The sequence below is a fragment of the Thiomicrorhabdus xiamenensis genome, assembly GCF_013282625.1.
Classification (GTDB): domain Bacteria; phylum Pseudomonadota; class Gammaproteobacteria; order Thiomicrospirales; family Thiomicrospiraceae; genus Thiomicrorhabdus; species Thiomicrorhabdus xiamenensis.
Genome location: NZ_CP054020.1, coordinates 560049 through 574701 on the forward strand (window position 1 = coordinate 560049; position 14653 = coordinate 574701).

Below are 14653 nucleotides of genomic sequence, written 5' to 3' on the forward strand. Positions count from 1 at the left end.
GGCGGTAAACTATTTACCCGTAAAGAGTGTGTGAATTGGAGTGAAATAGGGTGAGTGAGCCATTAAAAGTTCTTTTGGTTGATGATGATCCGGCGTTGCGCGGGATGGTTGCTTTTGCGCTTGAGGCCGAAGGTTATGACGTCGATGAAGCGGAATCCCAGCAAAGTGCCAAAGAGGCGTTTGAAAATTACGAATACCCTATTGTTGTTCTGGATATGGGGATGCCGCCGAATGAACATACCACCAAGGAAGGTGTCGATGTTTTGAATTGGATCGGGATTTATCATCCGATGACTCTGGTAATTGTTTTGACCGGTCAGGACGCTAAGGCGACTTCATATGAAGTGCTTAAGGAAGGGGCGTTCGATTTCCTTGAAAAGCCCATCTCCGAATCCGCATTGGTTTTGGCGGTAAAACGAGCGGTGCTTTTTTACGAACAGAATCAGAAGCTTAGAGCAGATGAAGGGATTCAGAAAATGCAGATTAACGCACCTATGGGTGAGGGAGTGAAGCCGGTGCGTAATCAAGCGGAAGAAAAAATGCTGCGTCAAATCCTTGCGGATACCAATTTTAATGTACATGAGTCCGCCCGTCGTCTAGGCTTGAAGCGTGAAAATGTCTATTATTTGATTAAAAAATACAATATTGAACGTCCGGAATACGAATAGTCCCGGTCTGTAAATGTTGCTATTCAGAATAGTTTAAGTGTCCATTTTTGAACTTTCCAGTGCCCTTGTTCTGGCACTGATCATTCTTGTTACGACGGCTATAGGGTTCTACTATATCCGTCGTACCCGTTTATTAAGTCAATCCTTAACCGAGCTGCATCAGTTCAATCAAGAAGTTGATCTCGATACGCTACTTTTTTTTCGCCGAGCCTGGTCGGTGCTTCACCGGATAGGGGTTTATCAGGTTGTTGCCAAGGTGTATTGGTTTGGTGAAGAAAAGACTATCCAGCTGGGCGGTGTTCCGACTAAGAAGTCGGTACAACTTTTTCATCAGATTCATCACGGCGATATGTCTTTGGATATTGTCTTACAGCTTAGCCGTCAGACTGCCCGTAGCGGTTCTCTAGCAAATCTTGTCCTGGAGACTTTTTTCAGTATTCTTGAGAGGGACGTCATTCTCAAAGAAGATCAGGTATCTTCCACGCAGAAACGGTTGGAGCGTTATCAACTCTTCGTTCAGCATGAAATCAAAAATATTGCCCAGTTCATTGACTTGCTCAGCTCTCAGGTAACCAAAATCGATAAGGATGAAGATAAGATTCGATTGGCCGACAGGTTGAAAAAAACACTGCCGGTTATGGCGGATAGGGCACAAAAAACCATTCAAAGCATGAAAAACCCTTCGTTTAGCCATGACGAGATAATGGCCTTTTCTCTTAAAGAGGCCGTGCAAGAAGTGGTGCAGATGTATTCACTGAACTGTAAGGTGCTCGGTGAAGCGGAAGTTATATTGAATCGTGACCTGCTGATCGAGGTGTTGAAAAACGTTCTCGGTAATTTTCGTGATCATAATGTCGATAGTGAATTGACGATTTATCTGAGCGCAAATCCTCAACCGAATAAAGTAGAGATTCAAATCCATAGTCGCAAAATTCCCGGAGTGGTTTTGCAGCCGGAAAGAATGTTTGAACCCTTTTGGACGACCAGTGAAAGTGGTCTGGGATTGGGGCTTTTTCTGGCCCGAGAATTACTGAAAAAAATTGATGGTGAAATTCACTTCCAGCAAAGCAGTCAGCACTTCGGCTTTAACCTTTTGATGCCTAAAACATTTGAATAGGTAATCTCTGTTTACTTAACAGGGTTAATGCTTTTTAAAAAAAGTGGGTATGGTCTTAATTGAAGTTAATTTTTAAAGAATATGCGCGCGAATAGGCTTGTTTTCTAGAGAACGAGTGTGTTTAATTAGTCATAAGGTCTTAACGCTTTAAAGATTGAATTGTTTTAACTTTTAATAAAGCTTAAACCCAAACTTTTAAAGTTTATAAATAAAAAGGAACAGAGAGATGGATGTGAAAAACATGAAAGCTCAGCGCCATGCGCAAAAAGGTTTCACGCTGGTTGAAATCGCAATCGTACTGGTTATTATCGGTCTGCTTTTAGGTGGTGTACTGAAAGGGCAGGAAATGATTAACTCGGCAAAAATTAAATCTGATACAGATGCTTTGAAATCACTTCAAGCATCGGCTTATGCGTATCGTGATCGTATGGGCTTTTACCCTGGATCTGCACGCTCTACGACCCCAACAGATAGCACTCTTAATGGTACTATTATTCAAGATGATATTTCTAGTTCCACTGATGTTCCAGCTATCGGTGATAACTTATTCTTCTCCGAGCTTTATGATCAAGGATTCTTAAAAGGCGTGAATCCTATTCCAGAAATTGATGAAGGTGGTGCGTGGACTGCTGGTCAAGGTGGAGGGACTGCTGTTCCTGCTCTTATGGGAGGGAATATCGGACTAAAAACTAACAAAAACTATATCTGTATTACGCTTACAACGGATACATCAGCAGAGATTGTGACTGGTATGGATATTAAGTTGGATGATGGTGAGGGAACAACAGGTATTGTTATCACTAATCCAAGTGCAACTCCAACAACTACTCCAAGTCATGCTTGTTTGGAAATGTAATAAATAATTGAAAGTAAAAAACCCGCTTCGGCGGGTTTTTTATTTCCCGTTCGAAAATCAGTTCAACTTCTATGCAGTCTATTCCTTTTCTTTCTGTTCTGACTCTGTGTTAGAATATGCGCCCTTAAATTTTATAGTAATTTCAGTGACCTAGCTTCAGCCGGTATGTGTTTCGGTGTATTGCAGGTGCTTTAACGCGAGATTTTTCCATGTCACAATCTTCTTCTGCCAATAAAGGGCCTTTTGATGGCGGCCTTTATGTGATTACCTACGGCTGTCAGATGAATGAATATGATTCTGACAAAATGGCGAGTCTGTTGGAAAAAACCTATGGTTTGCAGCTGGTTGAAGATCCGGATGACGCTGATGTGGTGTTGATGAATACCTGCTCGGTGCGTGAAAAGGCTCAGGAGAAGGTGTTCTCAGAACTGGGACGTTGGTCTAAATGGAAGGCGAAAAAGCCGAATCGCATTATCGGAGTAGGTGGTTGTGTCGCCTCTCAAGAGGGTGAGGTAATCCGTCAGCGAGCACCAAGTGTGGATGTGATTTTCGGACCGCAGACCTTGCATCGTCTTCCGGCGATGATTGATCAAGCCTTGGCCATGCGCGGCGACGAGTCGATTAAAAAGAAAAAAGCGGTGATTGATATTTCTTTCCCGGAGATCGAGAAATTCGACAACTTGCCCGAGCCGGAAGTAAATGGGGTTTCGGCAATGGTGTCGGTGATGGAAGGCTGTTCCAAATACTGTACCTTCTGTGTTGTGCCTTATACGCGCGGTGAAGAAGTCAGTCGTCCGTTTGAAGATGTGATGCATGAAATTCGTTCGCTGGCCGAGCAAGGTGTGCGTGAAATCAATCTTCTGGGGCAGAATGTTAATGCTTACCGTGGTGAAATGCCGGATGGTGAGATTGCCGATTTAGCGGTCTTGATTCATGCTGTGCGTGCTGTCGAAGGAATTGACCGTATCCGTTATACCACCTCGCATCCGAATGAGATGTCGCAATCTCTGATTGATTGTTATGCCGAGGTACCGGAGTTGGTTTCACATTTGCACTTGCCGATTCAGTCCGGTTCGGATCGGGTTTTGGCGATGATGAAACGTAACCATATGGCGATCGAATATAAGTCGACTATTCGTAAAATCCGTGCACTTCGTCCCAATTTGAGCCTGTCGGGTGATTTTATTGTCGGTTTCCCTGGAGAGACTTGTGATGACTTTAAAGAGACGTTAAAACTGGTCGAGGAAATGAATTACGACCGCTCTTTCAGTTTTATCTACTCGGCACGTCCGGGAACGCCTGCAGCAGCCTATCCGGATGAAGAACCGATGGATAAGAAAAAACGTCGTTTATATCATTTGCAGGAGCAGTTAAACAAGCAGACTCAGGCGATTTCCGAATCAATGGTCGGTACTGTGCAGCGAATTTTGGTCGAGCGTCTGTCGCGAAATTCTTTTACCGAAATTGCCGGTCGAACCGAGAATAATCGCGTGGTGAATGTGGAAGGTTCTCCGGATCTGATCGGTCAGTTTATCGATGTTAAAATCGTCGAGGCTTATACCAATTCCCTGAAAGGCGAGATAGTAGCGACGCCGGAGGCGGATAAATTTTCCGCTCCGCAATATCATGCTTTATAAATTGCCTTGTAAATTCATTGAAAACTGTATTAAATAAACATAATAAGGCGCCCGTTTCGGGCGCTCTTTCTTTTCCGCAAGCGGCATCTTCGTTGGCGCTAAAACAAGAGGCGAATCCTTGTCAGCACTGCATACTATTCAGTTTCGTTTAGAACCAGAAGATAATGAGCGGCTACAGAATCTTTGTGGCTGGCACAACGAGCATTTCGATCAGGTTGAATTGCGCTTAGGAGTTGAGATCAATCTGCACGGCTTTCTGGTTTCGATAACCGGTTTGGCGGATCGAGTACATAAAGCGGAAGAGGTTGTTCGTGAACTTTTTGCCATGACAGCCGAGGAGACATTGTTGCCGGAGAAGGTGCATCTGGTTTTGCATGAACACGGACATGATCAGGCTCAGGCGCTGGATGCAGAGCAGGTGCTGGTTAAAACCCGCCGCAAAACGATCAAGACGCGCAATAAAAATCAGGCCGACTATATCGAATCGATTCAGCAGCATGATGTAAATTTCGGAATCGGCCCGGCAGGAACCGGTAAGACCTATCTGGCGGTCGCCTGCGCGGTTGAAGCGCTGGAAAATGAAAAGGTGCGACGAATCGTATTGACTCGTCCGGCGGTCGAAGCCGGTGAGAAGCTCGGGTTTTTGCCGGGTGATCTAAGTCAGAAAGTGGATCCGTATCTGCGCCCGCTGTTCGATGCCTTGTTCGAGATGATGGGCTTCGAAACAGTCGAACGGCTGCTGGAAAAGAATGTGATTGAGGTGGCACCCTTGGCGTTTATGCGCGGGCGAACACTGAACGAGTCCTTCATTATCCTCGACGAAGCGCAAAATACTACGACGGAACAGATGAAAATGTTTTTGACGCGAATCGGTTTCGGTTCGACGGCGGTGATTACCGGCGATATCACGCAGTGTGACCTGCCGCGTAATCAGAAGTCCGGTTTGCGGCATGTCATTGAAGTGCTGGAAGGGGTTGAAGGGATCGGTTTCACCTTTTATCAGGCTCAGGATGTTGTACGTCATCGTCTGGTTCAGAAAATTGTGCATGCTTACGATCGATATGACCGTAAAGAGGCGCGCCGCAAGGAGGCGGCCAAAGAGCAAACTGGTGTAGCTAAGTAACACGGTTTGTCTGTTTGAATCGAATTTTTTTGTGGTCAGCAGCTTGGGGGCAGCGATGTTGGATATTGATCTTCAGTGGGCTATAGAGCCGCAGAGTATACCGACTCTGGAACAGTGTAAGAAGTGGGTGGGTATCTCTTTGCAGGACGATCTTGCCTATCAGGAAGTTGAGATGGTTGTCCGTATTGTCGACCCGCAGGAAAGTCAGGATTTAAATCGTGATTATCGCGGCAAGGATAAGTCGACCAATGTTTTGTCTTTCCCTTTTGAGCAGCCTCCCGGGCTTTTGGAATTGGGCGAAGAGCTGCCTTATTTAGGCGATCTGGTGATCTGTGCTGAGGTTGTCGAGAAAGAAGCTCACGAACAGGGTAAGCCGCTTGAAGCGCACTGGGCGCATATGATTGTTCACGGCACCTTGCATTTGCAGGGGTATGACCATATAGAAGAACGAGATGCCGAAGAGATGGAGTCTCTGGAAAAGGAAATTATGCAGCGCCTCGGTTATGCGGATCCTTACGAGCAGGATAATTCCTGACCGGCTGGTTAAAGAATTAAAATCACTAAAGGTGAAAATTAGTAAATGAGTGACAGTAGTAGCGGCTCTTCGTGGTTAGAGCGTCTTGGGAAAGTATTTTCGGACGAACCGGAGAGTCGAGAAGATTTGGTTGAGTCTCTTAGAGAGGCTCACAATGAAGGGATTATTGATGCCGACGCACTGTTGATGATTCAGGGCGTACTGCAGGTCTCGGAAGCGCGTGTGCGCGATATTATGGTTCCGCGTCCGCAGATTGAATTGATCGATGCAACCGAGCCTCTGGACGAGATTCTGGAAGAGATGCTGGAAAGTTCGCACTCGCGTTATCCGGTTATCGAAGATACCAAAATTGTCGGAATTCTATTGGCCAAGGACGTTTTTCGTGCCGTGGTTAAGGGGCAGTTGCAAAGTAAGGAAGATTTGCAGGCGATTTACCGTGAGCCGGTCTTTGTTCCGGAAAGCAAGCGTTTGAACGTGCTGCTGAGGGATTTTAAAGAGAGTCGTAATCATATGGCTCTGGTGGTTGATGAATATGGTGAATTGGCCGGCCTGGTCACCATTGAAGACGTTATCGAGCAGATTGTCGGCGACATTGAAGACGAGCACGATGAAGAAGAGAACGACAATATCCAGAAACGTGCCGGCGAAATCTATTCGGTGAATGCGATTACGCCACTGGACGAGTTTAACGGTTTCTTCAATCTGGATATCGATGAAGATCTGTCGGAAACTCTGGGGGGGTATATGGCCGTTCAGTTCGGACATGTTCCGGCTGTTGATGAAGAATTTGTTGTCGATAAGCTGGTGATTCGCGTCACCAAGGCCAGCGAACGTCGAGCCGAACTGTTCGAAGTCCGTCCGCTGAAAGAGGATGAGGCAGAGCAGGCGGTCGAACAGGCGATATAGAAACACATTACGGTGTCAGTAAGAACGGCTAAGTGAGTAACTTGGCCGTTTTTTTTGGCGGTATCTCAATGGCACTTAGGTTTTAGCCTAAGTTGCTGTGAATAAATGGAATTAAGGAAAAACGGGTGAAATTCTTAAAGCGGGTAATCGGGTTTATGCGCCCGGGACGAGAGCATCTGGCTGCTCTGGTTTTAGGCGGTTTGGCGGTTATGGCGTTTGCGCCTTTTGGGTATTCTCCTGTGATGCTCGGCTCTTTGGCCGGTCTGTTTGCCCTGTGGATGAAAGCGGCAACGCCGTATGATGGTGCGAAACTCGGATTATGGTACGGGTTAGGGCTATTTGGCGTGGGTGTCAGCTGGCTTTTCTCCAGCATTTACCTGTTTGCGGAAGTCCTGCTTCCATTGGCGGTTCTGTTGACCTTCGGCTGGATTGTTTATCTGGCATTGTTTGTTTCTGCCGCGGGTTGGATGTCGGTTAAGTTCAAGTCGCGTCCGGCGTTGACTCTTCTTGGACTTTTTCCGGCTTTGTGGGTGCTGTTTGAATTGCTCAGGGGGATGGTGTTCGGCGGTTATCCGTTTCTGCTGGTCGGGGTTTCTCACCTGCATACCTGGTTGGATGGCTATGCGCCGATACTGGGCGTCTGGGGTCTTAGCTGGGCCTTGGCATTAAGTGCCGGTGCACTGGTGCTGCTGTTTACCAAGAGAACCTGGATTCTCAGCAGTCTGGTTCTGGCAGTTCTTTGGACTTCCGGTGGGATGTTGCAGAAGGTTGAATGGGTTGAAGTGAGCGGAAAGCCAATTGATATTGCTCTATTGCAAGGCAATGTTCCGCAGGAAAGGAAGTGGCTGTCCGATGAGTTCTTTCCTACCCTTGAGCGTTATATCGGCATGACTAAAATGAACTTGGATGCCGATGTGATTGTCTGGCCGGAGACGGCAGTGCCGGCCTATTTTGACGTTGTGCATAGAGGCGCTTTGAGAAGCTTTATTGCCGATGCGAAGTTGTTGCAGAAAGATATTCTGGTCGGCGTGATCGCCGGAGGTCGCAACAGTGAAAATTACTATAATGCGCTGATTAATGTCGGCAAGGTCGAAGATCGCTACTATAAACATCATCTGGTGCCTTTCAGCGAATACTTTCCTTTTGATAGCGCTTTCCGCTTTTTAAGCGGCCTGTTTGAAATTCCTTATGCTACCTTCAGTGCCGGTTCCGCCGATCAGCAGCCGATCGAACTCGGCGGCCATAAAGCGGGATTAAGTATCTGTTTCGAAATGGCGTTCGGCGAAGAGCTGGCCAGACAATTGCCGCAGGCTGAGTATCTTGTGACCGTGTCGAATGACGCCTGGTTCGCGCATACGTTGGAGCCTGCGCAGCAATTGCAAGATGTGCAGATGCGGGCGCTGGAGCTGGGAAGAGAAATTGCTCGCGCAACCAATACCGGCTATACCGCTGTAGTTGGTGTCGATGGGCGGATTAAAGCGGAAATTGAACCCTATCAGGAAGGGGTCTTGAGAACAGAGGTTCAGCCGTATCAAGGATTGACTCCTTACGCACAGTGGCAGCGCTTGCCGATCGTGTTGTTGATCGGACTAGTTTTGCTTTTCAGTCTTTCTGGCCGCCTGTTTAAGCGTAAGGGGTGAGGTTTATTCGCGTGGTCGCAAGGGTTTTTAATGCGGAGGGTTGAAAGCCGGGTGTTCTTCATCCATCGCCGCGGCAATGCGCAGGCGTAAAACCGTGATCTGAGTCGGGTCGGAAAGGCTTAAGGCTTTGTCGATAAGAAGCTTTTCCAGTACCGGAAGATCCATATCCAGAAACTCGTCAACGCCTTTTTCCACATCGTTAAGGTATTCGGCCAGAATATTGATGTCTTCGTTAACATCTTTTTGAACTTGTTGGAATTCTTTGGCTGTCAGATCGGCCAGGTCGTGGTCGGCTTGCTCAGCTTGTTCGATCGCGTGCCCCAGAACCTGCCATGTTTTATATTCGGCCAAGGCGGCTTTCTCTTTGGCGTGATTCAAAAGGGTGCGATAGGCTTTCAACATTTTATTGCTGCTCATTATTGTCTCCTGATTGACTCTTGTTCTGGCGTATTGTCTATGCAGCGGGCTCACTTTGACCGGTTTCGCCGGGCATTTGCAAAACTAACGTGCAAAGGGTTGCACGCCCTAATATAATACTGAACTTATTTATTTTTCGATAGCAACAGTTCAAATTGCCTGGCCGAAAGTTCGTTGAAAAAGTGAACTTGAGCCGCAAAGAATCGAGTAAAGGACCGAAAGAAATTATCATGGCAGACATGCAATACCAACCTCAAAAACTTGAAGCGGAAATTCAGAAAATCTGGGACGATAATCAAACGTTTGTCGCCAAGGAAGACGACAGTAAAGAGAAGTTCTACTGTCTGTCCATGTTCCCTTATCCAAGCGGAAAACTGCATATGGGGCATGTGCGTAATTACACCATCGGTGATGTTATTTCCCGTTTTCAGCGTATGCAGGGCAAAAATGTCTTGCAGCCTATGGGTTGGGATGCGTTTGGTCTGCCGGCAGAAAACGCCGCTATGCAGAATAAAGCCGCGCCTGCCGAGTGGACTTACTCCAATATCGATTATATGCGTAACCAGCTGAAATCCCTGGGATTAGGGTACGACTGGAGTCGAGAAATTGCGACCTGCCACCCGGAATATTACCGTTGGGAGCAGTGGCTGTTCACCAAACTGATGGAGAAAGGTTTGGTGTACCGCAAATTGTCGGTCGTGAACTGGGATCCGGTTGATCAGTGCGTACTGGCGAACGAACAGGTTATTGACGGAAAGGGTTGGCGCTCTGGTGCTCCGGTTGAGCGCAAAGAGATTGCTCAGTGGTTCCTGCGTATTACCGATTATGCTGAAGAGCTATTGCAAGATATCGATCAGCTTGACGGTTGGCCGGAACAGGTTAAAACCATGCAGAAAAACTGGATCGGTAAATCGACCGGTCTGCAGATCTCTTTCCCGATCGAAGGCAAGTCGAATCAGACACTGGATGTCTATACCACCCGTCCGGATACGCTGATGGGTGTCAGTTATGTGGCTGTGGCAGCCGATCATCCTTTGGCGCACAAGGCTTCGATTCATAACGAGCCATTGGCGCACTTTATGGAAGAGTGCTCGCATATTTCCACTTCCGAAGCGGATATGGAAACCATGGAGAAGAAAGGGGTTGATACCGGTGTCCGTGTACGCCATCCGATTACCGGCGAGATCGTTCCGGTATGGGCCGCTAACTTTGTGTTGATGGGTTATGGTACCGGTGCGGTTATGGCGGTTCCAGCGCATGATCAGCGCGATTATGAGTTTGCCAAGAAATACGAATTGCCGATTAATCCGGTTATTCTTCCTCAGGGTGAAGAGTCCGTTGATGTATCTGAGTCGGCTTATACCGATAAAGGCGTGCTGTTTAATTCCGGTGAGTTTGACGGATTGAAATCGGAGGAAGCGCTCGAAGCCATGGCGAAAGTGCTTGGTGAAAAAGATCTTGGCGAAAAACAGACCAACTACCGTCTACGCGACTGGGGGGTTTCCCGTCAGCGTTACTGGGGTTGTCCGATTCCGGTGATCTATTGCCCGGCCTGTGGTGCTTTGCCGGTTCCGGAAGATCAGTTGCCGGTTAAGTTGCCGGAAGATCTGGTTCCGGATGGTGCTGGTTCACCGTTGGCCAAACTGGACGAATTCAAAAACTGCAGTTGCCCGCAGTGTGGCGGGCGTGCCAAACGTGAAACCGATACCTTCGATACGTTCTTTGAGTCTTCATGGTATTACGCTCGCTACACCTCGAAGGATTGCGGGACTGCAATGCTGGATGAGCGTGCTGATCATTGGTTGCCGGTCGATCAGTATATCGGCGGGATCGAGCACGCGATTCTGCATCTGCTGTATGCGCGATTCTTCCATAAGCTGATGCGCGATCAAGGACTGGTGAAAAGCGACGAGCCATTTAAAAACCTGTTGACTCAGGGGATGGTTCTGGCCAGCAGCTGGTATTCTCAGGACGAGTCCGGTAAGCAGACATGGCATTCTCCTTTGGACGTTGAACCGGTCACCGATGAGAAAGGGAATGTGGTCAGCGGCAAACTGAAGTCGGATGGTTCCGAGGTTCAGTACGGTGGCGTGATTAAAATGTCGAAGTCGAAAAACAACGGTATCGATCCGCAGACTTTGATTGATCAGTACGGTGCCGATACTCTGCGTCTGTATATTATGTTTGCCGCTCCGCCGGAGCAGAGTCTGGAATGGTCTGATAAAGGGGTTGAAGGTTGTTCGCGCTTCCTGAACCGTGTCTGGCGTCAGGTTAACAGTCATCTGGAAAGCGGCGTCGTTGCCGCGCCGGTGGCCTCGGAAGCTTTAAGTAAAGATGCCAAGGCATTGCGTTTGAAACTGCATGAAACCTTGCAGAAAGTCAGTGATGACATGGGACGTCGTCAGACTTTCAATACGGCGATTGCGGCTTGTATGGAACTGTTGAATGACATCGGTAAGTTCACTGTACAGAGCGATGCAGACAAAGGTTTGATGCAGGAAGCGATGGAAATTCTGGTCCTGATGTTGTCACCGATGACTCCGCATATGGCGCAGACTCTATGGGAAGCTTTAGGCAAAGAAGGTCTGGTCGTTGATGTTGATTGGCCGAAAGTTGATGAATCGGCTTTGGTCAAATCGGAAATCGAATTGATGGTGCAGGTTAATGGTAAGTTGCGCGGTAAGATTGAAGTTGCTGCCGATGCCGATAAAGATGCGATTCTGGAAGCCGCGAAAAACGATGAAGCGGTTCAGAAGTTCATTGATGGTAAGGAACTGGTCAAAGAGATCTATGTTCCGGGGCGCCTGGTTAACCTAGTGGTCAAAGGTTGATTGACGACACCTTATCGATAGGCAAAACAGAGGAATTTCGATGCAAAAAATGCTGAAAAGTTGGCTGCTGGTTTTAGGTACGGCGTTCATGGTTGTGCAGCTCGGTGCGTGCAGTTTTCAGCTGCGTGGCTCGGATGGCGAGGTGCAATTTGCCAATGCCGAATTGAAAACGATTCTTTTGCAGGCTGAACCGGATACGGACAGTGCGATTAAACGTGAATTGAAAAACCTTATGCCGCCTTCGGTTGAGCTGGAAACGGTACAGAAACTGATTTCGACGCAAAGTGCGCAAGCGATTAATCGTGAGATCGGATTGATTCTCGGTTCAACGCAAAAAAGCGCCAAGCGTACTTCCGTATCGGCGATTGGAGAGACGACAGCGGAATTTATTCGCTGGTCTCAGCCGTATCAGGTACGTGATGCAAGTGGCAAGGTGTTATTGACGGATAACGCTTTTGCTTACCGTGATCGACAGATTGATCCGCAAGGCGTAATGGCGGCGAATCAGGAGCGTTATGAGCTTGAAAAGCAGATGGCGCGTGAGATTGCTGAACAGATTGTACGCCGCCTGCAATACCTGCAAGCGAAATAACGGTAAAGCCTTTTGATTCTTGCCAGTGCTTTTTTAAATCAGGTTCAAGCGCCGCAATTTGCGATCAAGCCGATCTATCTGTTTTACGGAGAGGAACCGCTTTATCTTCGTGATTGCGGGGATGCGATTCGCCAGCGCTTGAAAAACGAAGGGTTTATCAAAGGCGAAAGTTTTGAGGTGGATGCCGGCTTTGATTGGCAGGCACTGCAAATGGAAACACAAGCCGGTTCTCTGTTTGCCGATCGTCAGTATCTTTTGGTTAATATGCCCAAGGGGTCTCCGGGCAAAGAGGGCGGGGCTTTTCTTCAGCAGTTTTGTCAGTGGCAGCAGGAAAATCCTGAAATGGTTGTTCTGCTGTTTTGCGAGAAACTCGACTCCCGTCAGCTGAAAAGCAAATGGGTTCAAGCGATCGAAGCGGCCGGCATGGTGGTACAAACCAAAACCGTACCGGTCGAAGCACTTCCGAAATGGATTATGCAGCGAGCCAGTTTCCTTGGACTGCAATTGGATCAGGAGGCGGCCAGCCTCCTTGCCGAACGCACCGAGGGGAATTTGCTTGCGGCCGATCAGGAATTGATTAAACTCTCGCTGCGCTACCCGAGCGGTGAGAGCAATCATGTGAACGGTGAGGTGATTCTGCAGAATGTAGTGGACCAAGCTCATTATCAGCTGTTTGCTCTCGGTACCGCGATATTGAAAGGGCAGAGACAGGCCAGTATGCAGATTTTGCAGCGACTGCAACAGGAAGGGATTGAGGCGCCGGTGGTGCTTTGGCTTCTGAGTCGCGAGTTAAGATTGTTGTCCGAACTGCAGTTTCTCAGCAAGCAGGTTCCGCTGGCGCAGGCATTTAAGCAGTGTCAGGTGTGGCAGGTAAATCAGTCGCAATACCGGCAAGCGTTGCAACGTCAGGACTACACTGCGTGGCAGTCGTATCTGGCCCAAGCTTTGCAGATCGACTTGAAAATTAAAGGTCAGCAAGCCGTGTCCGGCGAGCAGGAAATCTGGTCGGCCTTAAATGATTTAGTGATTAAAATGGCTTCGTAGCGAAGAAGCAGAACAAACGGATAGGATTAGGAATGAATATCGAGCAATATATGACCGAATTGGGGCAGGCTGCACGCGCTGCTTCGCGTGTTTTATTGCGTGCCAATACCGAAAAGAAAAACCGTGCACTTTTGGCGATTGCCGAGCAGCTTGAAGATAGCGCAGAAATGCTACAGGCGGAGAACGCTAAAGATCTTCAGGCGGGTCAAGAAAATGGATTGGATGCGGCGATGTTGGATCGTCTGGCGCTGAACGACAAGGTGATTGCCGGCATGGCGGAAGGTCTGCGACAGATTGCCGCCTTGCAAGATCCAGTCGGTGAAATCAGTGATATGTCGTTTCGTCCTTCGGGAATTCAGGTCGGAAAGATGCGCGTCCCCTTGGGCGTTGTCGGAATTATCTACGAGTCGCGTCCGAATGTCACCGTGGATGCCGCAGCCTTATGTTTGAAGTCGGGAAATGCCGCGATACTGCGTGGCGGTTCCGAAGCGAAATTTTCCAATCAGGCTTTGGCGCAGTGTATTGCCAAAGGGCTTGAGGCGGCAGATCTTCCGGCAACGGCGGTGCAGGTTGTGGAGACAACCGATCGCGAAGCGGTTGGTCATCTTATCGCCATGCCAGAGTATGTGGATGTCATTATTCCACGAGGCGGAAAAGGGCTGATCGAACGTATCAGTCAGGGTGCTTGCGTACCTGTGATCAAGCATTTGGACGGCATCTGTCACGTCTATATTGATGATGATGCCGATTTCACCAAAGCGATTGATGTTGCATTGAATGCCAAAACGCATCGCTACGGGGTCTGTAATGCCATGGAAACCCTGTTGGTTGCCGAATCGCAGGCGAAGAAAGTATTGCCTGAGTTAGCCAGACTGTATGCCGAAAAAGGTGTCGAGCTGCGCGGTTGCGCCAAAACGTGTGCCATTATTGCGGCCAATCCGGCAACCGATGAAGATTGGGCGACCGAATATCTGGCGCCTATTCTGTCGATCCGTGTGGTCGAAGACGTTGATATGGCGATGGATCACATTGCGCAATACAGCTCCGGGCATACCGAATCGATTATTACCGAGAACTTTTCCACTTCTCGCCGTTTTCTGGCTGAAGTGGATTCCAGCTCGGTGATGGTAAATGCCTCGACCCGCTTTGCCGATGGATTTGAGTATGGCTTGGGGGCGGAAATCGGGATCAGTACCGATAAATTCCATGCGCGCGGACCAGTCGGTCTGGAAGGACTGACTTCACTGAAATATATCGTATTGGGCGATGGAACCATTCGTAAGTAAG

At 48.3% G+C, this 14653-nt stretch carries 13 protein-coding genes; 12 read left to right on the forward strand and 1 reads right to left on the reverse strand.

Features of this window, described 5'->3' with window-relative positions:
- Positions 1–50 precede the first annotated feature (50 nt).
- The 8 genes from HQN79_RS02650 (at position 51) to lnt (ending at position 8482) form a co-directional block, all read left to right on the forward strand.
- Positions 51–668 (forward strand): response regulator, encoded by a 618-nt coding sequence (locus tag HQN79_RS02650; protein WP_173284149.1) that lies wholly within the window; start codon positions 51–53, stop codon positions 666–668.
- 37 nt (positions 669–705) lie between these two features.
- The gene (locus HQN79_RS02655; RefSeq protein ID WP_173284150.1) at positions 706–1785 is read left to right on the forward strand and encodes an ATP-binding protein; all 1080 of its coding nucleotides are present in this window, start codon (positions 706–708) and stop codon (positions 1783–1785) included.
- A 226-nt stretch (positions 1786–2011) separates the two neighbouring features.
- On the forward strand, positions 2012–2641 hold the full coding sequence (locus HQN79_RS02660) for a prepilin-type N-terminal cleavage/methylation domain-containing protein (RefSeq protein ID WP_202984503.1): 630 nt from the start codon (positions 2012–2014) through the stop codon (positions 2639–2641).
- A 209-nt stretch (positions 2642–2850) separates the two neighbouring features.
- Complete coding sequence (gene miaB, locus HQN79_RS02665) at positions 2851–4278, forward strand: tRNA (N6-isopentenyl adenosine(37)-C2)-methylthiotransferase MiaB (protein ID WP_173284151.1); 1428 nt, start codon at positions 2851–2853, stop codon at positions 4276–4278.
- 118 nt (positions 4279–4396) lie between these two features.
- On the forward strand, positions 4397–5401 hold the full coding sequence (locus HQN79_RS02670) for a PhoH family protein (protein WP_173284152.1): 1005 nt from the start codon (positions 4397–4399) through the stop codon (positions 5399–5401).
- Positions 5402–5456: 55 nt separating this feature from the next.
- The gene (gene ybeY, locus HQN79_RS02675) at positions 5457–5936 is read left to right on the forward strand and encodes an rRNA maturation RNase YbeY (RefSeq protein WP_173284153.1); all 480 of its coding nucleotides are present in this window, start codon (positions 5457–5459) and stop codon (positions 5934–5936) included.
- 45 nt (positions 5937–5981) lie between these two features.
- Entirely contained in the window at positions 5982–6842 is an 861-nt protein-coding gene (locus tag HQN79_RS02680; RefSeq protein ID WP_173284154.1) for an HlyC/CorC family transporter, read from the forward strand.
- A 125-nt stretch (positions 6843–6967) separates the two neighbouring features.
- Positions 6968–8482 (forward strand): apolipoprotein N-acyltransferase, encoded by a 1515-nt coding sequence (gene lnt / locus HQN79_RS02685; protein ID WP_238843406.1) that lies wholly within the window; start codon positions 6968–6970, stop codon positions 8480–8482.
- A 27-nt stretch (positions 8483–8509) separates the two neighbouring features.
- On the opposite strand, the gene HQN79_RS02690 is transcribed toward lnt, so the two are convergent.
- Positions 8510–8899, reverse strand: coding sequence for a zinc ribbon-containing protein (locus HQN79_RS02690; protein WP_173284155.1), 390 nt, complete (start codon positions 8897–8899; stop codon positions 8510–8512).
- Positions 8900–9129: 230 nt separating this feature from the next.
- Between HQN79_RS02690 and leuS the strand changes: the two genes are divergently transcribed.
- Genes leuS through HQN79_RS02710 form a run of 4 tightly spaced genes read left to right on the forward strand, consistent with a single transcriptional unit; the run spans position 9130 to position 14652 of the window.
- Positions 9130–11730: a leucine--tRNA ligase gene (gene leuS / locus HQN79_RS02695; RefSeq protein WP_173284156.1), complete on the forward strand. Its 2601-nt coding sequence runs from the start codon at positions 9130–9132 to the stop codon at positions 11728–11730.
- A 40-nt stretch (positions 11731–11770) separates the two neighbouring features.
- Positions 11771–12322: an LPS-assembly lipoprotein LptE gene (locus HQN79_RS02700; protein ID WP_173284157.1), complete on the forward strand. Its 552-nt coding sequence runs from the start codon at positions 11771–11773 to the stop codon at positions 12320–12322.
- 12 nt (positions 12323–12334) lie between these two features.
- On the forward strand, positions 12335–13366 hold the full coding sequence (gene holA / locus HQN79_RS02705; protein WP_173284158.1) for a DNA polymerase III subunit delta: 1032 nt from the start codon (positions 12335–12337) through the stop codon (positions 13364–13366).
- Between the two features lie 32 nt (positions 13367–13398).
- Positions 13399–14652 (forward strand): glutamate-5-semialdehyde dehydrogenase, encoded by a 1254-nt coding sequence (locus tag HQN79_RS02710; RefSeq protein ID WP_173284159.1) that lies wholly within the window; start codon positions 13399–13401, stop codon positions 14650–14652.
- Position 14653 lies beyond the last annotated feature (1 nt).